This window comes from Kitasatospora sp. NBC_01250 (assembly GCF_036226465.1).
Lineage (GTDB): Bacteria > Actinomycetota > Actinomycetes > Streptomycetales > Streptomycetaceae > Kitasatospora.
The window spans coordinates 2,379,234-2,400,472 of record NZ_CP108476.1; the positions used below are offsets into that span (position 1 = coordinate 2,379,234).

Sequence of the window (21,239 nt, forward strand, 5' to 3'; positions counted from 1 at the left end):
TGGGTGGGACGCCGCGTTGAACCGCACGCGGCGGGCCACCACGACGACGAACGGGCAGTATGCGCACACCGGTCCGCGGGCCCGAGCAGCAATCCGACCAGGGCGGCGCTTCCGACCGGGGCGATGCTTCCGACCGGGGCAGCGCTTCCGACCGGCCTGGTGGGGGCGGCGGCGGGCGCGGTGCATGGCGCGGCAGCCTGCGGACCCGGCTCTCGCTGGTCTTCGGCCTGATGTTCTTCGTCGCCGCCGCCGCGGTGCTGGCCGTCACCCTGATCCTGGTCGACAACTCGATGCGGTACAGCCTGGACCTGGCCTTCTCCCCCGGCTACGCCCTCGACCCGCACCCCTCCGCCGCCCTCCAGCAGTACCTCGCCCGGCAGCACGGCGGGGAGGCGGCCACCAAGGCCGTCATCCTGTCCTCGATGAAGCGCAACCTGCTGATCAAGGGCGGCCTCACGGTGCTCGCCGTGGGGGTCGTCGCCACCACGGCGGGCTGGCTGGTGGCCGGGCGGCTGACCCGCCCGCTCAGTGTGATCAGCTCGCACGCGGAGCGGATCGCCACCCGCACCCTGCACCGGCGGATCGGCCTCCAGGCACCGCCCGGCGAGGTGAAGTCCCTGGCCGACTCCTTCGACAGCATGCTCGACCGGCTCGACCAGGCCTTCGCCGGCCAGTCGCGCTTCATCTCCAACGCCGCGCACGAGTTGAAGACCCCGATCGCCGTCACCCGCACCCTGGTGGAGGTCGCGATGAACCGGCCCACCGCCCCGCCCGAGGTCAGGACGCTCGGCGAGAACCTGCTGGCCGTCAGCGAGCGCCACGAGCGGCTGATCGACGCGCTGCTCACCCTGGCCCGGGCCGACGACGCGCTGACCGAGCAACTGCCGCTCGACCTGGCCGATCTGGCCGAGGCGGTGGTGGCCGCCGCCGGTGCCGAGGCCGCCCGCCAGGACGTCACGCTGGAGTGCCACCTGGCGCCCGCCCGCGCCACCGGCGACCCGATCCTGATGGAGCAGGTGCTGCGCAACCTGGTCGACAACGCGATCCGCTACAACGTGCCGGGCGGGCGGGTCACGGTGCGCACCCGGGGCGGGCTGTACGGCGCCGAGGCGCTGGTCGGCAACACCGGACCGGTGATCTCCGAGCACGAGATCCCGGTGCTCTTCGCGCCGTTCCGCCGGCTCACCGACCGGGTGGGCTCGGCGCGCGGCAGCGGCCTGGGGCTGTCCATCGTGCGCGCGGTCGCCCAGGCGCACGGCGGGGAGGCGACCGCGCGACCGCTGCCGGGCGGCGGGATCGAGGTGCGGGTGGTGCTGCCGACGGACCGGAGCTGACGGTTCCTCGGGGCAGCCCGCCAGCGGACCTCGGGAGGGCGTCAGGGGATGCGGTACCCGGTGCCGGTCAGCGTCTCGATCAGGTCCGGGTCCCCCAGCTTGCGGCGCAGGCTGCGGATGGTGACCCGGACGATCGTGGTGAACGGGTCGATGTTCTCGTCCCAGGCGCGCTCCAGCAGTTGCTCGGCCGAGACCGGCGCCCCCTGCGCGCCGAGCAGCACCTCCAGCACCGCGAACTCCTTGCGGGAGAGCGCCAGCGGCCGCCCGTCCCGGCTGGCCGCGTGGTGGTGCGGGTCCAGCCGCAGCCCCGCGCGCTCCAGCACGGGCGGCGTGGCGGGGCGCGAGCGCCGGCCCAGCGCGCGGATCCGGGCGACCAGCTCGGCGAAGGCGAAGGGCTTGGCCAGGTAGTCGTCCGCGCCCAGGTTCAGGCCCGCGACGCGCTCGGCGACGGTGGTGGAGACGGTCAGCATCAGCACCCGCACCTCCAGCCCCTGCGCCACCACCCACCGGCACACCTCGTCGCCGTGCAACCGCGGCAGGTCGCGATCCAGCACCATCACGTCGTAGCTGTGGACGCCCAGCCGCTCCACCGCCGCCGCCCCGTCGTGCACCACGTCGACGGCGAACGCCTCCTGACGCAGACCCTCGGCGATGGCCATGGCCAGCATCTCCTCGTCCTCGACCACCAGCACGCGCACGTCCGCCGCCCCCCGCTCTCTCCGTCGTCACACCGGTCCCCGGTATCGCATCGGACGCGAATGGCTGGGCGCCGGTTGCGGGCGCGCGGGCCTCTGCCTGAACGGGCACGCCGGGCGGCCCGGCCCCTCCCCGCCTTGTCCGGGGGAGGTGGGGCGCCGAGACTGTGGGGATGCGGATCAACCAGCGGGACACGGAGTACGGCGATGGGCACCGCCTGTTGTACCAGGGCGAGTTGTACACCGGGGAGGTGGAGGTGACCGGACCCGATGGGCAGCTGCTCGCGGTGTACGGGTACCTGAGCGGGCACAAGAGCGGGCCGCAGCTGACCTGGTACCCGGACGGGACGAAGGAGTCCGAGCGCGTGGTCGACCAGGGTATGAACCTGGGCGACACACGGCAGTGGCATCCCAACGGGCAGTTGTCCGCCCTCGTCTCGCACGCGCCGAACGGGGTTCCGTACCGGCACCGGCGCTGGGACGAGAGCGGGAACCTCGTCGAGGACCAGCGGTTGGGCCGTCCCGAGGACGATCCGGAGCTACCGGCCGAGGAGGCGTTCGAGCTGGGGGCGAGCGAACGGGCCGCGGGGAACGTGGACGGTGCGCGCCGGGCGTTCCAGCGGGCCGTCGAGACCGGTGATTCGGAGGTCGGCCCCAAGGCGCTGGCGAACCTGGCCGTGCTGGAGGCCTCGGCCGGACGGGTCGCGCAGGCGCGCGCCGCGTTCGAGCAGGCGATCGCGACAGGGCATCCGGACCACGCGCCGCAGTCGATGTTCAACTTCGCGATCTTCCAGCAGCGCAACGGCGAGCCGGCGCACGCCCGTGAGCTGTACGAACGGGCCGTCGCCAGCGGGCATCCCGAGCACGCCCGCAAGGCGCTGTTCAACCTCGCGAACCTGGCGGTCGACCAGGGCCGGGTGAGCGAGGGCTGCGACCTGTTCCTGCGGGCCATGGCCCCGCCGTTCGTCGGGGACACGGCTTCGCGGGCGCACCGGCGACTGGCCCAAGTCGACTCCGGCCGCAGCGAGCAGGTCCGTGAGGTCTACCTGGCGGCCATCGCCGGGGCGGACAGTGCGACGGCGGCGCGGGCACGCAGCCTGCTGCGCGAGTTCGACCTGCTGTACGCCTCCCCACCGCGGGTGATCAGCCTCAACAGCCGCGAGTTCGACCTGGCCGAGATCGAGTCCGCCGAGTGGGCGACGGGGCGGCGGCCGGGGTACTCCAGCGGCTATCTCGACGTCTACACCCATGACGGCGGACACCACGTCCTCTTCGTCGACCTCCGCGATCCGTACGACAGCCGGGGGATCAACGCACTGCGGGAGCGACCGGAGGGCGGCGGTCTCTGAACGCGCGGGGCACGGGCGCCGGGAGCGGGAAAGCGCGAGGGCGCGCAGCCGGTGCGTGATCCGCACCGGCTGCGCGCCCCTTGTCGGTCCGCGGTCTCAGGCCATCAGGTGCTCATGGCCCGCGACCAGGAACGGCCCGTACTCGAACCGGCGCCCGAGTTCCACGTACCGCTCGTACTGCTTGCGGGTGAGCTGCGGGCCGTAGGTGAGCGCGCGCAGCAGGAACCGGAAGGCCAGGTCCGGGCAGGCGTGGACGGCAGCGTGCCCGAGCGCGGGCACCACACCGGGGACGGTCATCCAGGACGAGTCCTGCGCCAGCTCCAGGAGACCGGGAGTGACGATCATGATCTCGTCCAGGACGAGCCCCGTGAGGTGTTCGTACGGGCTTCGCCCGACCACCTGCGGGTGGCCGATGCCCTCCCGGTCCAGCCGCTCCCGGCAGAGCCGGATGATCCTCAGGAGCCAGTCGCGCGGGTCGATCCCCGCACTCCTCAGCTCCAGACGGCGCTCGGTGCCCACCGACCAGAGCGTCTCGAACACCCAGGTCGGCACGGCCGGATCGGCCAGCCGGAGCGCGTCCGACAGGACCGCCTCGACCAGGTACGGCGCCGCACCGTCGACGTAGCGCGCCAGCGCCTCGACCTCAGTGGGCCACTCGTCCCGCCAGCTGTGGTGGAACACCTGCCCCAGGTGGGGCAGCCCGAACTCGTCCCCGCCGTACCTCTCAGTCATCACGCCTCACCGACCGGCCAGGGGGTAGATGGAACTGACGGTCCAACTCTTCCCGTTGTGCTTGTCCAGGGCCTTCACCAGCCGGACCCGGACCTTGGTACCGGAGTCGATGGCGCCGCTGACACTGCCACCCGGAGGGTACACCTTGCCCAGCGTGGTCAGGCGTTGGCCGTTGCGCATGACGTCGACGTCGACGGTGAACTCCTTGAAGTCCGAGCCGCCCTGGCCGAGCCAGGTGGCGATGGTCGAGTTGCTCTTGCCGATCGCCGAACGCAGCGCGTCGTTGGCGATGCTCAGGTCACTGAACACCCCGTTGGCGTCGGTGGCGGTGGTCAGCGCGGCCGCCTCGGCGGGGGTGACCCCGGCAGTCTCGCCGTTCGGGCCCCATGGGCCTTGCGCCACGTGCTTCTTGATGGTGTGGGATCGGGGGTCCGCGGCGCGGTTCGGGGTGCCCCGCTCGTCGCCCCACAGGTCGAAGCAGTTGTGGACGAGGATGCCGGCGCCCACGGTCTGCGAGCCGCGCACGTAGAAGGTGTGCAGTCCGTCGACGGTGAGGTCGTAGACCGACTGCGTGGCCTCGGCCCGCTCGTGCAGTCCCGTCACCGGGTTGCGGACCCCGTCGCTGCCGAGCAGGACGTCGCCGACGTGCAGGTCCGATACCTCGCGCCAGCCAGCCCCGTCGACGTAGAAGCGGTGTCCGACCGTGCTGGTGATCCGGCCCACCCGCTCGGTGTCGATGTCGACCAGGCGGGTGGTGGCGTGCCCGTAGGTATCGACCACCGGCTCGGCGGCGGTGGCACCCGTGGCGGGGTCGGTCGCGAGCACCTTGTCACCGACCCGCAGGGTCTCGATGGCGCGGGAGGTCCCGTCGGCCATGACCACGCCCGTGCCGGCCGGGAAGCTGTTGACCGGGCACGACGTGCGCGCGCCATCCGCGAGGTCGGCCTCGTTCTGGAGCTCGTTGAACAGCGCGTGGTCGATCGTAGGGTCGTTGCGCAGGGCCGCGAGCGCCGCGTCCGTCCCGGCACCGTCCTTCAGGGTGGCACGGAACTTGGCGACGTTGTCGGCCAGGGCGCCGAAGGTGTTGACCACGGCCGCGTTGTAGCCGTTGAGCGTCGCCTGGAGGGCGAGCTTGGCGTCCTCGATGCCGACGCCCGTCTCCAGCGCGTAGCGGAAGGCGACCATGCCCTTGGCGGCTTCGGTCAGTTTGCCGGCGGGGATGAGGGATGCCGCCGCCCAGCCGCAGGAAGCGTTGAGGCCGGGGTTGTTGAAGCACTTGACGAAGTCGTCGGTCAGCAGGTGGAACAGCAGCCGGGCACTGTCCCCGCTCGCACACCCGCCCTCAGGGTCGCAGTAGACCTTGTAGTGCTTGGCGTAGTCGTCGTAGCTGAGCTCGATGGTGTCGTCGAACAGGGTCTTGCCGTCGAGCGTCTGGGTGCTGAGGACCAGGGAGTCCCAGGTGGTGTACTTGCCCTTGCAGGCGTCGAGGCTGAGTCCGGCCTCGGGGCAGGTGCGCATGACGTAGTCGACGGTGCCAGTGACCTTCACCTTGACCGGGACGGTGCAGAACGACTGGCCGGACGCGTTGTCGTGCCACGTCTTGGAATGGTGGACGTACTTGTCCCACAGGCCGAGCACGGAGGTGGGGTCCTCGGCGATGCACTTGGACATGTCGCTCTTGACGATTTCCTGCTTCACGTCGTCGTGCGGGACGACCTCGACGTAGTAAGCCCGGCCGCCGTCACCGCCGCTGCCGTCCACGCCCTCGTTGCCGGTGGTCGCGGTTGCGGTCTGGGCGGCGAGGGCCTCGGCCTGCTGCTTCTGCCAGACCGCGGCCTGGGCGTCGGCGGCGGCCTGGGCGGCCTGCTGCGCGCTCTGCTGGGCGGCAGCCGCGGAGCTCTGGGCCTGGTCGGCGGCGGTCTTGGCGCTGGCCGCGTACTGCTGGGCCTGGGCCGCGTAGCTGGTGGCCATGGCCGCCGAGGCGGTGGCGCGGCTCGCTGCGGCGTTGGCGGACGCCGCCGCGGTCTGGGCCTGCTGGGCATAGGTGGCGGCCTGGTCGGCGGACGCCTTGGCCTGCTGGGCGGACTGGGCGGCCTGGTCGGCGAAGCCCTGGGCCTGCTGGGCGGACTGGCCGGCCTGGTTGGCATAGCCGGCGGCGTCGTTGGCGGCGCCGCGCGCGGTGGCGGCGGACTGCGCGGCCTGCGCCGCGTACTCCCGCGCCAGAGCGACCGAGCCGTCGATGGTGGCCAGGTAGGACTGGATGGTGGCCACGTGGGCCGCGGTCACCGCGTCGCGCTGCTGGGCCTTGAGCAGGCCGGTCTGCAGGAACGGCTCCAGACCGGAGGCCGGCCCGGACATGACGGCCTGGGCCGCGGCCTTGACCTCCGGTCCGCCGGTGGCGATGGCCTGGCTGACCAGCACGCGGTTGTCGTCGTCGCGGGCCGTGTACTGACCGGTGGCCAGGAACGCGCGGACGTCGTCGATGGTGCCCGACAGCGCCTTGCCGGCCGCCGCCTTCACCCCGGGGCCGCCGGCGGCCATGATCTGCGACAGCAGCACCCGGTCGTCGTCGTCCTTGCCCGGGTACTGCCCGGTGGTCAGGAAGGCCCGCACCTGGTCCGGAGTCCCGACCGAGGCGGTCTCCGCCGCCAGGCGCTTCTCCAGCTTGCCGGGGGCCTGGGCGATCGCCATGACGCTGCTGCGGTCGTCGCGGTCCCGGGCGGTGGCGAGGTTGGTGCTCAGGAACGCCTGGACGGCACTGTCGTCGCCCTCCAGCGCGGTCTGGGCGGCGGCCTTGGTCCACGGACCACCGGAGTCCAGCAGCCGCAGCGCGGCCTGACGGCCCTTGAGGACCGCGGTCTTCTGGTCGACGCCGGGCGCGGTGGCGTCCTTGATCAGCTGGTCCGTGTCGGCGGCGAACTGGGTGACCTGGCCGGCCTGCCAGGCCGAGGTCTTCGCCTTCAGGTCCGCGTCACGGGATGCCTGGTCGGCGGCGGCCATCTCGTCGGCCTGCTGCTCGTTCAGGCGCTCCTGGTCGCTGGCGCGGGCGATGTCGGCGACCTTGTGGGCCTGGGTGGCCGAGGAGGCGGCCGAGTCGGCGGCCTGGCCGGCGGCGGTGGCGGCGGTCTGGGCGGTGTTGGCCCAGTTCGACGCGTCACCGGCGTGCTTGGCGGCCTCCTCGGCCGCGGTCGCCGCGGCGTCCGCGTGCGCGGCGGCGTCGTTGGCGGCGCGCTGGGCGTCGCCGGCCGCGGCGGCGGCCTGGTTGGCGATGGCGACGGTGGCGTTCGCCGCCCGGGTGGCCTCGGCGGCGGCGGTCCTGGCACGGGCGGCGGCCTGGCGGGCCCGGTAGGCGGCCGAGTCGGCGACACCCGTGTAGGTGGCGGCGTCGGCGGCTGCCTGGGCGGCGGCTGCGGCGTTCGCACCCGCGGAGGCGGCGGACTGGGCGGCGGCACCGGCCTGGGTCGCGGCGACATCCGCCCACTGGCTGGCTTCCGCCGCGGTGCGGGCGTTGACGGCGGCGTCGCGGGCAGTGGCCGCAGCCTTGTTGGCGGCGTCGGCCTTGCTCGCGTCGCTGCCGGCCGCGGCAGCGGCGCTGAGCGCCGCCGCGGCGGCGTTGCCGGCCTTGGTGGCGGCTGCCGCGGCGTTGGCCGCGGCGTTCGCGGCCTGCCGGGCCGCCTCGTTCGCGGCCTTCGCCGCCGCCGACGCGGTCTGGGCCGCGTCGGCGGCACGGCCGGCGGCGTCCGCCGCCCGGCCGGCCGCGTTCGAGGCGTCCCCGGCCGAGTTCTGCGCGGCCTTGGTCTCGGCCGAGGCGCGCTCGGCGGCCTGCTTGGCCAGCAGGGTGGCGTCCACGGCCTGGCCGGCCGCGTCCTTGGCGGTCTGGGCCTGCTGCCCGGCCTGGTCGGAGGCGGTCTTGGTGAGGTCGGCCAACTGGCCGACCGTCAGGGTCTCCTGGTCATGGGCGGCGGCGGTCTGATAGCCGTACTGGAGGAACTGCTGGACGTCGTCCATCGTCCCGTTCAGCGCGGTGTTGGCGGCCTTCTTGACCTCCGGGCCGCCCGAGGCCATCAGCTGGGTCAGGTGGACCCGGTCGTCGTCGTCCCGCGCCTTGAACTGGCCCTCGTTGAGGAACTGGTTGACGTCGTCCAGGGTGCCGTCCATGGCCTTGGCGGCGGCGGCCTTCACCCCGGGGCCGCCGGTGGACATCAGCTGCGACACCCGCACCCGCTGATCGTCCTCGTACGCCTTCTTGCCGTCCTTGGTGATGAACTTCTGCAGGTCGGCGGCGGACCCGGCCAGCGCGGCCGTCCCGGCTGCCCGGACGCCGGGGCCCGAGGTCGCGATGATCTGCTCGATCTGCGCCCGCAGGTCCTGGTCGGCAGCCGTCGCCTGACCCTTGGTCAGGAAGGCCGTCAGGTCGTCGCCCGTGCCCGTCAACGCGGTCTCCGCCGCACGTCGCACGGCCGGGCCGCCGGACTGCCAGGCGGCCACCACCTTGACCCGGTCCGGGTTCGGGGCGGCGGCCGGCGTGGTGTCGGCCGCCGCCGGTATCGCCAGCAACCCGGTCAACAGGCTGCCGGCCACGAGCCCGACCGCGAGGCGCGGCACCCTGGCTCGTGATGTCAGGGACATCCTCATCGAGATCTTCTGTTCCATCCTGATCCGGGGCACCCAGCCCTCTGGGTACCGCTTGGAGGCCGGAATCCCACCGGCGGCCGTGGAGGGCGCCGGCGTGCGCGGTGTGACGCGAAGCGCCGTACGCGTGCACGGGGCCTCCTACGTCCCCGAGGACCGGCCCGGCGGGTCCGGCCGGGCGCGGGGGCCGGGCAGGATCCGTCGGACAGGTCCTGGAGGGTGCTGGTGCTGCCGCCGGTCAGGTGGATGGATGGGAGCGGTTCCAGGCCGTGGCACGGGAGTCGGACCGCTCCCTGCGTGCCGTCGGACTCCGTACGGTCAGTCGCCCTTGGCGATCTGGCCGAGGAAGGTCCAGCCGTTCGGACCGCTCTGGTCACCGCCGTTGTAGGCGTAGCCGAAGACCTGGCCGCCCGCGCCGGTCTGGAGGTAGTCGGCGTGGGTGTCACCGGTGAAGTCGACGAGTTGGACGCCGGCTTGGTCGGTGGTGGTCCCGCTGGCGGTCCGGCCGGCAGGCTGCCAGCCGCCGTGTCCGTCGCCGCCCCGGTTGAGCCAGGTGGAGACGGAGCCGTCCGGGTTGATGACGTTGTAGTCGGCCTTGCCGTCACCGTCGAGGTCGGCCAGCCGCAGGCGGCTGCGGTCGGTGGTCACACCGGTGGCCACCTGGCCGAGGGCCTGCCAGCCGTTCGGGCCGGACACGTCGCCCCCTCGGTTGAGCCAGACCTTGACCGAACCGTCGTCGTTGATCACCCAGTAGTCCGCCCTGCCGTCACCGTCGAAGTCGGCGAAGCGCACCTGATCCTGATTGGTGGTCAGGCCGGTGGCGACCTTGCCCAGCGGCAGCCAGCCGTTCGGGCCGGCGGTGTCGCCCCCGCGGTTGAGCCAGACGTCGACCGAACCGTCGGGGTTGATCACCCAGTAATCCGCCTTCCCATCACCGTCGAAGTCCGCGAAGCGCACCCGGCTGCGATCGGTGGTGATGCCGGTGGCGACCTTGCCCAGCGGCAGCCAGCCGTTCGGGCCGGCGGTGTCGCCGCCCCGGTTGAGCCGGACGTCGACCGAACCGTCGTCGTTGATCACCCAGTAGTCGGGCTTGCCGTCGCCGTCGAAGTCGGCCCAGCGGACCCGGCCGCTGTCCCCGGCCTCGGTGCCGGCACGGTGGACGGCGGGGCGCGGGGCCCAGCCGTCGGCGACCGTCCGGTCGAGGGCGTCGTGGAAGACCTGGGCCATCTTGCCGTAGCCCTCGTCGTCGGGGTGCAGTTGGTCGGGCAGCTCGGCGGGGGTGACGTCGGCCGGGGCCACGTAGCGCACGTGCCGGCCGGCGCTCTGCCGGTCGGCCAGCAGGGCGCCGACCGCGCGGTCGTAGTCGGCGGTCTGCTGCTCCAGGCCGGGGGTGGCGGTGAGCAGGCCCTGGACGATGACGGCGGCGTTCGGCTTGTCGCTCTGGATGCGGTCGACCAGCTCGGACAGGTGGGTGGCGGCCTGTGCCGGATCGGCCTTGTCCCACTTGAGGTCGTTGATGCCCAGGTGGAGCAGGACGACGTCGGGGTCGGCGGCGGACAGCCACTGGTCGATGCCGTCCCGTATCTGGCCGATCCGGTAGCCGCTGTGGCCCTCGTTGTCCGGGTCCGCCATGGAGCCGGCGTCGTTCGAGCCGACCATGTCGATGGCGTAGGGGGACTGGCGTGCGGTCAGGTCCCAGAGCGGTCCACGGTAGCCGACACCGGTGTTGCTGCCGACGCCGTAGGTGATCGAGTCGCCGAGCGGCATGACCTTGACCAGGGGCGGTGTGGGCTTGACGGCGGCGTGGGCGGCGGTCGGTGCCAGGCCGAGGCCCAGCCCGGTCACGGTGAGGAGGGCCGTCAGCATCCGGGGAGCGGTCTGTTTCATGGCAGCGGTGTGACCTTCGAACAGGGCCGGTGGCGGCCGGCCGTGGAATGGGGCAGGGCCCGGGAGCCGCCGCCCGCCGTGCGGCGGAGCGGCGGCTCCGGGGTAGGGGCGGCCCGGCTGGCGGCCAGGCGCGGCCGCCCGTCAGCCGGGGTGCGGTCAGGCGCCGCTGGCGACCCGGCCGAGGTCCGCCCAGCCGTTCGGGCCGCTCGGGTCGCCGCCCTTGTTGGCGTAGCCGTGGATGCTGCCGTCACCGGGGTTCCAGAGGTAGTCGGCCTTGCCGTCACCGTCGAAGTCGGTGAAGTAGACCAGGCTCTGGTTGGTGGTCAGGCCGGTGGCGACGCGGCCGAGGAGCTGCCAGCCGGCGACGCCGGGCTTGTCGCCGCCGTGGTTGAGCCAGACGTTGACCGAACCGTCCTGGTTGACCACCCAGTAGTCGGCCTTGCCGTCACCGTCGAAGTCGGCGAGCCGGACCCGGCTGCGGTCGGTGGTGGCGCCGGTGGTGACCTTGCCGATGCTCTGCCAGCCGGCGACGCCGGAGATGTCGCCGCCGTGGTTCAGCCAGACGCTGACCGAACCGTCGTCGTTGATCACGCAGTAGTCGGCCTTGCCGTCACCGTCGAAGTCGGCGAGCCGGACCGCGTCCGGGTTGGTGGTGGTACCGACGGCGACCTTCCCGATCAACTGCCAGCCGTTGGCGCCGGGCTTGTCGCCACCGCGGTTGAGCCAGACGTTGACCGAACCGTCCGGGTTGACCACCCAGTAGTCGGCCTTGCCATCACCGTCGAAGTCGGCGATCCGCACCCGGCTGCGGTCGTTGGTCACGCCGTTGGCGACCTTGCCGATCGGCAACCAGCCGTTGGGGCCGGTGCCGTCGCCACCGCGGTTGAGCCAGACGTTGACCGAACCGTCGTCGTTGATCACCCAGTAGTCGGGCTTGCCGTCACCGTCGAAGTCGGCGAAGCGCACCCGGCCGTTGCCGCCGACCTCGTTCGGCGTCGCCGAGCGGTGGTCGCGGGTGTCCGCGATCCACTTGGCGAGGTCGTCGACCCGGGCCTCGGTGGCACCCTGGCGGGTCTCGGTCTCACCGAGGCAACCGCCCTGCCAGGCACGGCTGGTGACGGCGGCGAGCTCGAAGCCGCCGTTCTTGGCGCGCAGGGCGGGACCGCCGGCGTCGCCCTTGCAGACGGTGGCGTCGGCGGGGGTCTTCGGGGTGACGTCGAGGCCGGCGGCGGTGACCGTGCCGGTGGTGAACGTCGCGTTGTGGGGCTGGGCGGACAGCCAGCCGGTCCTGGTGCGGCCGAAGCCGAGCACCTGGAGGTCCTCGCCCGCGGTGGGAGCGGTGGTGGCGACGGCGATCGGGGTGATGTCGCTGACCGTCTGGACCACCCGGACCATGGCGACGTCGCGGTCGGTGCGCGGCACGATCGTGGAGACGTCCAGGCGGCGGCCGGCGATGGTGACGATGGTCGGGGTCTGCGGCATGCCCGACTGGACGGTGCTGAGGTCGTCGGGCTTGTCGGTGAAGCAGCTGGCCGCCGTCAGCACCCACTGCGGGGAGACCAGCGTGGCGGTGCAGGAGCGCGAGCCCGGCTGACCGGGCTGACCGACGGTGACGGTGCCGACCGCCGGGGTCGGGTTCGTCGCGGACGAGGCCCCCGGTCCGTCGGTGGCGTTCAGCTCCAGCAGGGTCGTGGTGCCCTGGGAACTGCCCTCCCCGACCGGGGTCCAGGCGTCCTTGGCGAGGTCGAGGCTGGTGACGTTGCCCGCGGTGTTCAGCGTGGCCTTGACCGTGTGGTCGTCGCCCTTGATGTTGTAGACCTGCGGGATCTCCAGCGCCAGGTACCCGGTCCGGTCGGTGACCTGGAAGCAGACCTCGCTGGGGTTCGCGACGCGGCTGTAGAGCTGGATCAGGTCGGTGCCCGACGCGCAGTCGGCCAGCACGATGCGCCCGTCGCCCGATTTGAGGGTGATGCCGCGGTCGGCGAGGATCTTCGCCGCCCCCGGGTAGGAGAAGTCCTCAACCCCGGACGGGGCGACGGGCTCCGCCGCCGTCGCGGAGGACGAGGAGAAGGTGGCCGCCAGGACGGGCGCCGCCAAAGCAGCCGCCAGCGGCCATATCAGTCTCCGATTTACACGCACGATGACTCCCCGGTGTTTTGACGCGCACGGGGCCGCCAACGCCCCCGAGCTGGCATAGTTCAAGCCTTGCGGACGGTAGTGGGAACAATTTGCTTACGTCAAACGTGGTTAAAGTCGCTGCTCATGACAGGAACTGACGGGAGCTCGCAGATAGCAGCCGGCATTCTCCCCGTCAACCCCCCAATGGTTGGGGCATGAACCTGGTAAATCAGGCAATCGGGACGCATGCGGACCGCCACCTGCGGGCAGGCTGGTGATGGGCATCACATGGCCAAATCACACCCTGGGCTTTACTCCGGGTTGTGCGGGTCCGGGCAAGTCGATGACCAACCACGGCCGGCCGGCCCACCGGCTGCGACCCCGGTCGGTGCCGGGCCACAGCGCGTTGCGGGAGCTGCTGGGCACGGGCGAGCTGCGAGACCACTCCCCGGCCCACTCAGCGGCAGCGCGAAGCGCCGGCAGACGTGCACCCGGGTGTACTCGCCGCGCAACCGCTCCTCGTCGGCGAGCCTCGCGTGCAGGAACGCCGCGATCGGGCGCAGGCCGTCGCCGGCCTGCTCGACCGCCCGGACCGGCTCCTCGGGCGCCGTGTAGTGGTTCGCGTAGACGTGCAGGTAGTGGCTGCTCTCGGTGAAGCCCATGTCGCGGTACCAGGCGAGGGTGCCGGGGTGGTCGCGCGTCCAGGCGTCGAGCGTGGTCGCCCCGAGCTGCCGGGCGCGCGAGCAGGCTTCGCGCAGCAGGCGGCGGCCCAGGCCGCGGCGCTGGTGGTCGGGGTGCACGGCGACGGTGTCGACGGTGGCGAGCTCGCCCTCGATGCCGACGTCCATGATCGCGACGACCGCACCGCTCGCGTCGACGGCGACCAGGTCCGGCCCGGGGGTCGCGGAGACGGGCTTGGTCCGCAGGACGTCGTCGAAGTACGGCGTGTCGAGGAAGGAGAGGACCCGGCAGCGCAGCCAGGTGGTCTCGTCAGCGGGCGTGTACGCGCGGATGGTGTAGCTCATGGTGGTGATCCTCTGCAGGCGTGGCGGTGGTCGGGCGGCGGCTGAAGAGGTCGGTCATCACACAAGGGATCCTCGCCGAACGCCCGACACCAGGCAACCGCTTTACCAGCCACCGCCCTTGCCCTGGGGGTGGACGGGGCCGGAGCAGTCCTGATAGAACATCACCCGATGCTTCGAGCCTCCTCGCCGCGGACTCCGGTCCCCGACAGGAGGCTTTTTTCATGCCTTCACCCATGTCACCCCACACCACCGCTGCCGCCGCCGGGACTTGGCGGCTCGGCGGCGACCTGCCCGTTCACCGGATCGGCTTCGGCGCGATGCGCCTGACCGGCAGCGCGCCCTTCGACCAGGGCGTGCCGAGCGACCGCGAGCGGTCGCTCGGCGTGCTGCGACGCGCGGTCGAACTCGGCGTGAACCACATCGACACCGCCGCGTTCTACTTCTCCTCGACGCGCTCCGCCAACGAGTTGATCAACCGGGCGCTCGCGCCCTACCCCGACGACCTGGTGATCACCACCAAGGTCTGGCCGGGCCGCGACCCCTCCGGCGCCTGGTGGTGGGCCGCACCCGGCCAACTGCGCGGCCAGGTCGAGGAGAACCTGCGCCAGCTCGGCCGCGACCACCTGGACGTGGTCAACCTGCGGGTGCCGCCCAGCCGTCGGGGCAGCTCGATCGCCGAGCACGTCGGGGCACTGGCCGAGCTGCGGCAGGCCGGGCTGATCCGGCATCTGGGCCTGTCCAACGTGACGGGCGAGCAGTTGGCCGAGGGGCGGGCCGTCGCGCCCGTGGTCTGCGTGCAGAACGCCTACGGCATCGGGGCGCCGCGGGAGGAGCAGGAGCTGGTGCGGCAGTGCGGTGAACTGGGCATCGCCTTCGTGCCGTTCTTCGCGATCGCGGGCAGCGGGCGCGGGTACCAGGAGAACGGTGCCGAGGTGCTCGCCGTGGCCCGCGCGCACGGCGCCTCGCCCGCGCAGGTGCGGCTCGCCTGGACCCTGCAGCAGGGGCCGCACGTGCTGGCGATCCCGGGGACGGGTGATCCGGTGCACCTGGCGGAGAACGTGGCAGCGGGCGCGCTGCGGCTCACGGCGGCGGAGTGCGCCCTGCTTTCGCGCACTGCGGACTGAGGGCTGAGGGGGTCGATCAGCGTGCGTCGATGCGCGGGAGTTCGTCGAGGTGCTCCCGCGCCCACGCGCAGGCGACGTCCATCGGGCCGAGCAGCGAACGCCCCAACCCGGTGAGGGGGTACTCGACCCGCGGCGGGTTCTCGTCGTAGGCGGTCCGGGTGATCCAGCCGTCGCGCACCGTCCTCGACGCAGCGCAGGATCAGGGGCACGTGGCCGAGTTCGAGCTGCTGCAGGCCACGGCCGGGGAGCTGGACCGGCTGATGGTGGTCCAGCCGATGGACCTGGCCCCGGAGGCCGAGTCCACCGGGAGGTACCGGAGCGCGGTCGGCGCGGTGGTGGGCCAGGGCCGGATCTCGCACGCGGACCTGGCGGTGGCGGTGCTGGACGAGATCGAGGCGCCGCCGCACCGCGGGGTGCAGTGGGCGGTCTCGCACTGACGTCCCGCGGGGCGGGCGGGGGTGGATACTGGCTGCTCGATGCAGGTGCGGAACAGGTACGAACGGGGAGAACGACCGATGACCAGTGACAACCGCGTGGGACCGCCCCACTTCGGCACCGAGCGCGAGATGCTGCGGGCCTTCCTGGAACTCCACCGCGCGACCCTCGCGATGAAGTGCGAGGGGCTCTCCGACGAGGAGCTGCGCCGGCGCTCGATGCCGCCGTCCACCCTCACGCTGCTCGGCCTGGTGCGGCACATGGCGGAGGTGGAACGCACTTGGTTCCGCCGGGTCTTCGAGGACCGGGACCTGCCGCTGGTGTGGTCCGACACGATGGACTTCCAGGCGGCGTACGACGCGAGCGGGTCGACCAGGGAAGAGGCGTTCGCCGCCTGGCAGGCCGAGGTGGAGCACTCGCGCCGGATCGAGCAGGCGGCGCAGTCCCTGGACCTGGCCGGCTACCAGCCGCGCTGGGAGGAGGAGGTATCCCTGCGGATGGTGATGGTGCACGTGCTGCTGGAGTACGGCCGCCACAACGGCCACGCGGACTTCCTGCGCGAGGGCATCGACGGCACCGTGGGGGCGTGAGCGCGCGCGGGCGGCGTCAGGGCCGGTCGAACCGACCGTCCGGGGGCGCCGACTGCGGCTGGCGCCTCCCCGATCCGGGGAGCGAACCGCGCGTGACGGCCACCGACCCGCCCGCGCCACCCCCCGGCGGGTCGGTCACGGGACGCTCGCGGCGCAGCGAGTCACCGGCCTGCGAGGGCAGCCGAAGTGCCGAGAGGGTCGCGCCGAGCGCCACACAGGCGAGCAGCCCGAAGGCCACCGTGTAGGCGGCGGTGCGGCTGGGCGCGCCGGGTAGCAGCCCACCGAAGCGCTCTCCCAGCCGCAGCGCGACCGTGGCCGCCGCGACGGCGAGGCCGCTCGCGAGTTGCTGGGTGGTGGCACCGAGGGTGGTGGCGTCGCGCATCTGGTCCGGCGCGATGTCGCTGAGCGAGACCGTGCCGTACCCGCTGAGGGCGACCGAGCGGGCGACACCGCTGAGCAGGCTCAGCACGGCGATGACCGGCAGCGGGGTACCGGCGGTGGTCAGTCCGAGGCCCGCCATCGTGACGGCGACGCCGAGGGTGGCCGCGATCAACAGGGGCTTGAAGCCGAAGCGGTGGATCAGCGGGGTGGTCGCGGGCTTGATGGCGATGTTCCCGGCGAAGACGCAGAGCACCACGGAGCCCGACTTGACCGGGCTCCAGCCGAACTGGGTCTGGAACAGCAGCGGCAGCAGGAAGGGGGCGGCACCGACCACGAGCCAGAACAGGAAGCCGCCGGTCTCCGTGGCCCGATAGGTCGGCGTGCGCAGGGGCCGCAGCGAGACCAGCGGGTGCGGGGTGCGCAGCAGGTGCAGCACGGCCGCGACGAGCAGCGCGAGGGAGACGGCGCCGGCTGCGGCGGCCACCGTCCAGGAGGCGGTGGTCTCGGCGACGAGGTGCGCGGTGTAGGTGAGCCCGCCCAGGCCGGTGCAGGTGAGCAGGACGCCGGCCCGGTCCAGCGGCGGCGGCGCGGTGGTGCCGGTGTTCTCGATCAGCCGCCAGGCGACGCCGAACGCCGCGATCCCGAGCGGGATGTTCATCAGGAACAGCCAGTGCCACGAGATGTACGTGGTGATCAGGCCGCCCGCCAGCGGGGCGATGACGGGGGCGAGCAGACCGGGCCAGACGATGTAGGAGGTGATCCTGATCAGGTCCCGTTTCTCGGTCCTGGCCACCACGATGAGCCGCCCGACCGGGACCATCATCGCGCCGCCGACGCCCTGCAGGACCCGCAGCGCGAGGAGTTCGCCGAGGTTGCCGCCGGCCGCGCAGCCGAGCGAGGCGAGGGTGAAGATGGTGATCGCGGACAGGAACACCCTGCGGTTGCCGAAGCGTCGGGTGAGCCACCCGCTGAGCGGTATCAGGACGGCGAGGGTCAACAGGTAGACGGTGACGAGCAGGCCCACCGAGGTCGGGGGCGCGCCGAGCGACCTGCCGATCTCCGGGGCCGCGGTGGTGACGATCGTGCCGTCGAGGTTCTCCATGAAGAAGCACCCGGCGACAAGGAGAGCGGTGTTGCGCTGCCGTGCGTCGATCACGTCTGGCCCCCTTGGTTCCGTGCGGTTGGCTGCGGGCGGGCGTCAGGGCCCGCTCGCAGCCAACCGCTCAGACCTCCAAGATCATCCCGAGTCGCCCGCCACCCTCACGAGCCGGTCGACAGCTTCTGGTACCGGTCCCACAACTGCGGCCGGTCGTGGCCGAAGAGCATGTCCAGCAGGAGCTCCAGAAACGCCAGGTCGGCCGCCACACCACCGCGGCGCTCCCGGTGGGTGCCCTCCACCCAGGCGGCGGTGGGGCGTGGGCCGTGCGGGGTGTGGGTGATGGCCAGGTCGTACAGCGGTCGGTCCATGGAGTTGCGGAAGATCAGCAGATGGTCGCCCGCGGCCGCCAGGTAGGCCTCCCAGCGCTCCTCCATCTCACGGGAGATGACGCCGTGTCGGATGCGCTGCCACTGCCCGGGGGTCCAGGCCGGCTGCGGCAGCGGGAGCGGTTCGGGCTGCTGCATCTTCCCGTGGCGCCGGAAGTCGGCCGGCCCGACGTCCGCGCCCAGCCGCTCCTCCCCCACCCACTGCGGCAGCCGCTCCGTCGCCGCGCGCCACTCCGGCGGGATGCCCTCGGTGCCGACGCAGGCCGCGACGATGCCGCCGACGATCGCGCAGGTGGTGTCGATGTCGCCGCCCTGGCCGGCGGTGGTCCACAGCGCCTGCGGGTAGTCGCGCAGGTGCGTGGCCGCGCACCACAGGGCGAAGGGGACGGTGTCGATCGCGCTGACGTAGCGGCCGTTGCCGAGCACCTGGGCGACGTGGGCGGCGTCCTGGCCCAGCAGGCGGCGGGCCTCGGCGATGCCGTCGCGGACCCGGCTGGGCGGGGTCGACTCCAGGACGGCGGCCAGCAGGTCCGCGTCGGTGAGCCACTGGACGCGGGCGCGGGTCGCCCAGGCGGCGGCCAGCGCCACCGCGACCGCACCGGCCACCGCCTCGGGGTGGGTGTGCGTCACCTCGGCCGAGCGGACGGCCTGCCAGGCGGCCTCGGCCGGGTCGACGGCGTACCAGGCGCCGAGCGGGGCCACCCGCATGGCGGCGCCGTTGCCCCAGGAGCCCTGGCCGTCGAAGAGTTCGGCGGCCAGCTTGCGGAAGTTGCCGCCCTTGCGGACCAGGCGCAGCAGGCGGTTGGTGGCGGCGCCGTAGCCGCGGTCGAAGTCGTGGCGCTCGGCGAAGGAGTGCGCCAGTTCGTAGGAGTTCACGGTGCCGCGGTCGCGCAGCGCGGCGAGGACGGAGCAGGCCATCTCGGTGTCGTCGGTCCAGGGCCAGGGGCCGGGCGGCAGGCGCCGCTCGTGCAGCGCGGGGAGGTTGGCCGGGACGAAGAACTGGGCGCCGAAGGCGTCGCCGGTGGCGAGGCCGCGCAGGCAGTCGCGGGCGGCGGCGCGGTGGTCGAAGGGGAGAGCAGTACCGGTCGGGTTGATCGGACCGGTCGAGCCGGTCGGGTTCGCAGGGTTGGCGGTCATTGCGAACCATCCTGCCAGCCCGCGCGGACACGCGGCCAGGCGAATTCCGGAGCCCGCACGCCAGCGCGCCCCGCCGGGGAGGGCGGGGCGCAGTGGCGAGCGGGGGATGTTCCTCGGACCGGCGAGGGGGATGCTCGACCGGGCCGGGCAACCGTCAGCCGGTGAAGGCCGCCAGGCCGTTCGGGGTGCCGAGGCCGGTCGGGCCGTCGTAGCCCGCGCCCGCCTTGCAGAGGTAGGACGGCGAGCAGCTCGCGGTCGAGCCGGTGGTCACGTCGTTCAGCGCGCTCGGGTGGGCGTAGGCGTCGGCCGCCGGGACGGCCGCCTTCGGGGTGCCCGCGTCGGCGTAGACGCCGGCGATCAGCGGGGCCGCGACGCTGGTGCCACCGTAGACGTTCCAGCCCGAGCCGCCGTAGGTCTGGTAGACCGCGACACCGGTGGCCGGGTCGGCGACCGCCGAGACGTCGGCGACGGTGCGCTTGCTGCAGCCGGTGTCCTTCTGCCAGGTGGGCTTGGCGTCGTAGGCCGAGCAACCGGAGCCGGTGCCCTCGGTGCTGCTGGTGTTCCAGACGCTCTCGGTCCAGCCACGGGCGTTGGACGCCTTGGACAGCGCGGTGCCGCCGACCGAGGTCACGTACTTCGAGGCCGCCGGGTACTCGACGCCGTAGCCGGAGTCACCCGCGGAGACGGTGATCGCCACGCCCGGGTGGTTGAAGTACTGGCTGTCGTAAGTCGTGTCCGAGGAGGACTCGCTGCCGCCGTAGCTGTTGGAGACGAACTTGGCGCCCAGCTTGACGGCCTCGTTGACCGCCGTGCCGAGGTTGGCGGTGGTCGCGGTCTTCGCCTCGACCAGGATGATGTGCGCGTTGGGGGCGATCGCCGAGACCATGTCCAGGTCGAGCGAGATCTCCCCGGCCCAGCCCGAGTCGTTGGTCGGCAGGCTGGTGGTGCTGCCGGTCTGGCTGACCTTCTTGAAGCAGCCGTTGGCCGTGGTGCAGGCCGGCAGGCCGAACTGCGAGCGGTAGACGGCCAGGTCGGACTCGGCGTTCGGGTCGTTGTAGGCGTCCACGATGGCCACCGTCTGGCCCGCGCCGCCGTTGGCGGGCAGGTTGTAGGCGCTGCGCAGGTCGCTCGGGCCGTAGCCGGAGGGCGCCGCGTTCGGGGTGACGCCCAGCGGCGCGATGTGCTGGGCGACGCTGGTCACCCGGAGCGCGTTGCACGCCATGTTGTCGCCTGCCGCGAGGGTCGCGCAGGACTGCACCCAGGAGACACCGTTCTTGGTGTGGACGGTGGCCGCGGTGGCGGCGCCGGCCGGACCGGCGGTGGCGAACGCGGAGAGCGCGAGCGCGGCGGTCCCGGTGAGGGCGAGCGCGATGCGGCGGGCGCGAGCGGCGGTGGGGGTGCCGGTCGCCGTGAGGGTGCTGAGCACGAACTGCCTCCAATGGCTGGTGGATCGGGGGCATTGCAAAATGTGGGGGTGAGCGGCCCGAATCAACGTTCGGCCGGGCAACTGGCGTTGAGATTAGCCAGGCATGGTCAGGTCAAACAAGAGTCCGCGCAGGATTCAACCTTGGATTTACCTGGGAGCAGCACGAGTGACCGATCGTTACCTGCGGGCGCCATCGACGGAAACAACTACCCGATGAGCATCGCAGGTTGGCTGACCTGAGGCGTTAACCGACCGGGCCCGCATACACTGAATTACCGTCAGGATTGTTGATGTAGCGCAATGCTGATGTCACGTCACACGCAGATACTCTCCCGCTTGCGCAACCGGGGCTCTTTTTCGGCGCCCCGGACCATCGGACACGAACTCGGCAATTCCGCCGCACTGCGCAGCAGCGCACAGACACCAACAGAGTCGAACAGGCCGTGGTGGTGGCTTAGAGTCGGAGGCATGGGCGTAGACGAAGGCACCGCGCGGGTCGACAGCTGGATCTGGTCGGTGCGCCTGGCCAAGACCCGTGCGGTCGCGGCTGCGGCATGCCGGGCCGGGCAGGTGCGGGTGAACGGCGAGCGGGTCAAGCCGGCGCACCCGGTGCGGGTCGGTGACGAGGTGCGGGTGCGACAGGGCGACTGGGGCCGGGTGGTCGTGGTCTCCCGGGTGATCAACAAGCGGGTGGGCGCCTCGGTCGCCGTCGACTGCTTCGTCGACAACAGCCCGCCCGCCCCCGCCTCGCAGGGCCCCGCCCCGGTGGCCGTGCGCGACCACGGCGCCGGGCGGCCGACCAAGCGCGACCGCCGGGCGCTGGAGCAGCTCTTCGGGCGGGGCGGGCAGGGCTCCTGAGGGAACCCCCCGGCACGACGGGGGGATAACC

The 21,239-nt window shown here is 72.6% G+C and carries 15 protein-coding genes and 1 pseudogene; 6 read left to right on the forward strand and 10 right to left on the reverse strand.

What is annotated here, in order from left to right; genetic code table 11:
• Positions 1 to 59: 59 nt before the first annotated feature.
• Positions 60 to 1,334: a sensor histidine kinase gene (locus OG500_RS09790; protein WP_329578721.1), complete on the forward strand. Its 1,275-nt coding sequence runs from the start codon at positions 60 to 62 to the stop codon at positions 1,332 to 1,334.
• Between the two features lie 41 nt (positions 1,335 to 1,375).
• Here OG500_RS09790 and OG500_RS09795 read toward each other — a convergent pair whose 3' ends face one another.
• Entirely contained in the window at positions 1,376 to 2,032 is a 657-nt protein-coding gene (locus OG500_RS09795; RefSeq protein ID WP_329578724.1) for a response regulator transcription factor, read from the reverse strand.
• Positions 2,033 to 2,202: 170 nt separating this feature from the next.
• Here OG500_RS09795 and OG500_RS09800 point away from each other — a divergent pair, with 170 nt between their 5' ends.
• Complete coding sequence (locus OG500_RS09800; RefSeq protein ID WP_329578727.1) at positions 2,203 to 3,378, forward strand: tetratricopeptide repeat protein; 1,176 nt, start codon at positions 2,203 to 2,205, stop codon at positions 3,376 to 3,378.
• 96 nt (positions 3,379 to 3,474) lie between these two features.
• On the opposite strand, the gene OG500_RS09805 is transcribed toward OG500_RS09800, so the two are convergent.
• The 5 genes from OG500_RS09805 to OG500_RS09825 form a co-directional block, all read right to left on the reverse strand.
• Complete coding sequence (locus OG500_RS09805) at positions 3,475 to 4,110, reverse strand: hypothetical protein (RefSeq protein ID WP_329578730.1); 636 nt, start codon at positions 4,108 to 4,110, stop codon at positions 3,475 to 3,477.
• Positions 4,111 to 4,116: 6 nt separating this feature from the next.
• Positions 4,117 to 8,739 (reverse strand): polymorphic toxin-type HINT domain-containing protein, encoded by a 4,623-nt coding sequence (locus tag OG500_RS09810; protein ID WP_329578734.1) that lies wholly within the window; start codon positions 8,737 to 8,739, stop codon positions 4,117 to 4,119.
• 321 nt (positions 8,740 to 9,060) lie between these two features.
• Positions 9,061 to 10,629 carry an FG-GAP-like repeat-containing protein gene (locus OG500_RS09815; RefSeq protein ID WP_329578738.1) on the reverse strand — a complete coding sequence of 523 codons (1,569 nt, stop codon included), beginning with the start codon at positions 10,627 to 10,629 and terminating at the stop codon, positions 9,061 to 9,063.
• Positions 10,630 to 10,785: 156 nt separating this feature from the next.
• A complete protein-coding gene (locus OG500_RS09820; protein ID WP_329578741.1) occupies positions 10,786 to 12,726 on the reverse strand; it encodes an FG-GAP-like repeat-containing protein in 1,941 nt (646 codons plus the stop codon).
• Between the two features lie 332 nt (positions 12,727 to 13,058).
• Positions 13,059 to 13,772 (reverse strand): GNAT family N-acetyltransferase, encoded by a 714-nt coding sequence (locus OG500_RS09825; RefSeq protein ID WP_329578744.1) that lies wholly within the window; start codon positions 13,770 to 13,772, stop codon positions 13,059 to 13,061.
• A 233-nt stretch (positions 13,773 to 14,005) separates the two neighbouring features.
• On the opposite strand from OG500_RS09825, the gene OG500_RS09830 reads away from it, so the two are divergent.
• Positions 14,006 to 14,896, forward strand: a complete 891-nt coding sequence (locus OG500_RS09830; RefSeq protein WP_329587474.1) for an aldo/keto reductase — start codon at positions 14,006 to 14,008, stop codon at positions 14,894 to 14,896.
• 16 nt (positions 14,897 to 14,912) lie between these two features.
• Here the strand turns inward: OG500_RS09830 and OG500_RS09835 are convergent, their stop codons facing one another.
• Positions 14,913 to 15,074: a winged helix-turn-helix transcriptional regulator gene (locus OG500_RS09835; RefSeq protein WP_329578747.1), complete on the reverse strand. Its 162-nt coding sequence runs from the start codon at positions 15,072 to 15,074 to the stop codon at positions 14,913 to 14,915.
• Between the two features lie 31 nt (positions 15,075 to 15,105).
• Between OG500_RS09835 and OG500_RS09840 the strand changes: the two genes are divergently transcribed.
• A complete protein-coding gene (locus OG500_RS09840) occupies positions 15,106 to 15,333 on the forward strand; it encodes a hypothetical protein (protein ID WP_329578750.1) in 228 nt (75 codons plus the stop codon).
• Between the two features lie 78 nt (positions 15,334 to 15,411).
• Positions 15,412 to 15,921: a DinB family protein gene (locus OG500_RS09845; RefSeq protein ID WP_327066142.1), complete on the forward strand. Its 510-nt coding sequence runs from the start codon at positions 15,412 to 15,414 to the stop codon at positions 15,919 to 15,921.
• A gap of 16 nt (positions 15,922 to 15,937) precedes the next feature.
• On the opposite strand, the gene OG500_RS09850 is transcribed toward OG500_RS09845, so the two are convergent.
• The 3 genes and pseudogenes from OG500_RS09850 to OG500_RS09860 all read right to left on the reverse strand — a co-directional run bounded on the left by OG500_RS09850 (position 15,938) and on the right by OG500_RS09860 (position 20,350).
• Entirely contained in the window at positions 15,938 to 17,458 is a 1,521-nt protein-coding gene (locus OG500_RS09850) for an MFS transporter (protein ID WP_329578753.1), read from the reverse strand.
• A 524-nt stretch (positions 17,459 to 17,982) separates the two neighbouring features.
• Positions 17,983 to 18,882, reverse strand: a pseudogene (locus tag OG500_RS09855) (ADP-ribosylglycohydrolase family protein); the annotation flags it as partial.
• 196 nt (positions 18,883 to 19,078) lie between these two features.
• Positions 19,079 to 20,350 carry a S53 family peptidase gene (locus OG500_RS09860; protein ID WP_442789132.1) on the reverse strand — a complete coding sequence of 424 codons (1,272 nt, stop codon included), beginning with the start codon at positions 20,348 to 20,350 and terminating at the stop codon, positions 19,079 to 19,081.
• Between the two features lie 468 nt (positions 20,351 to 20,818).
• Here OG500_RS09860 and OG500_RS09865 point away from each other — a divergent pair, with 468 nt between their 5' ends.
• Complete coding sequence (locus tag OG500_RS09865; protein ID WP_327066144.1) at positions 20,819 to 21,208, forward strand: RNA-binding S4 domain-containing protein; 390 nt, start codon at positions 20,819 to 20,821, stop codon at positions 21,206 to 21,208.
• The last annotated feature ends 31 nt before the right edge of the window (positions 21,209 to 21,239 follow it).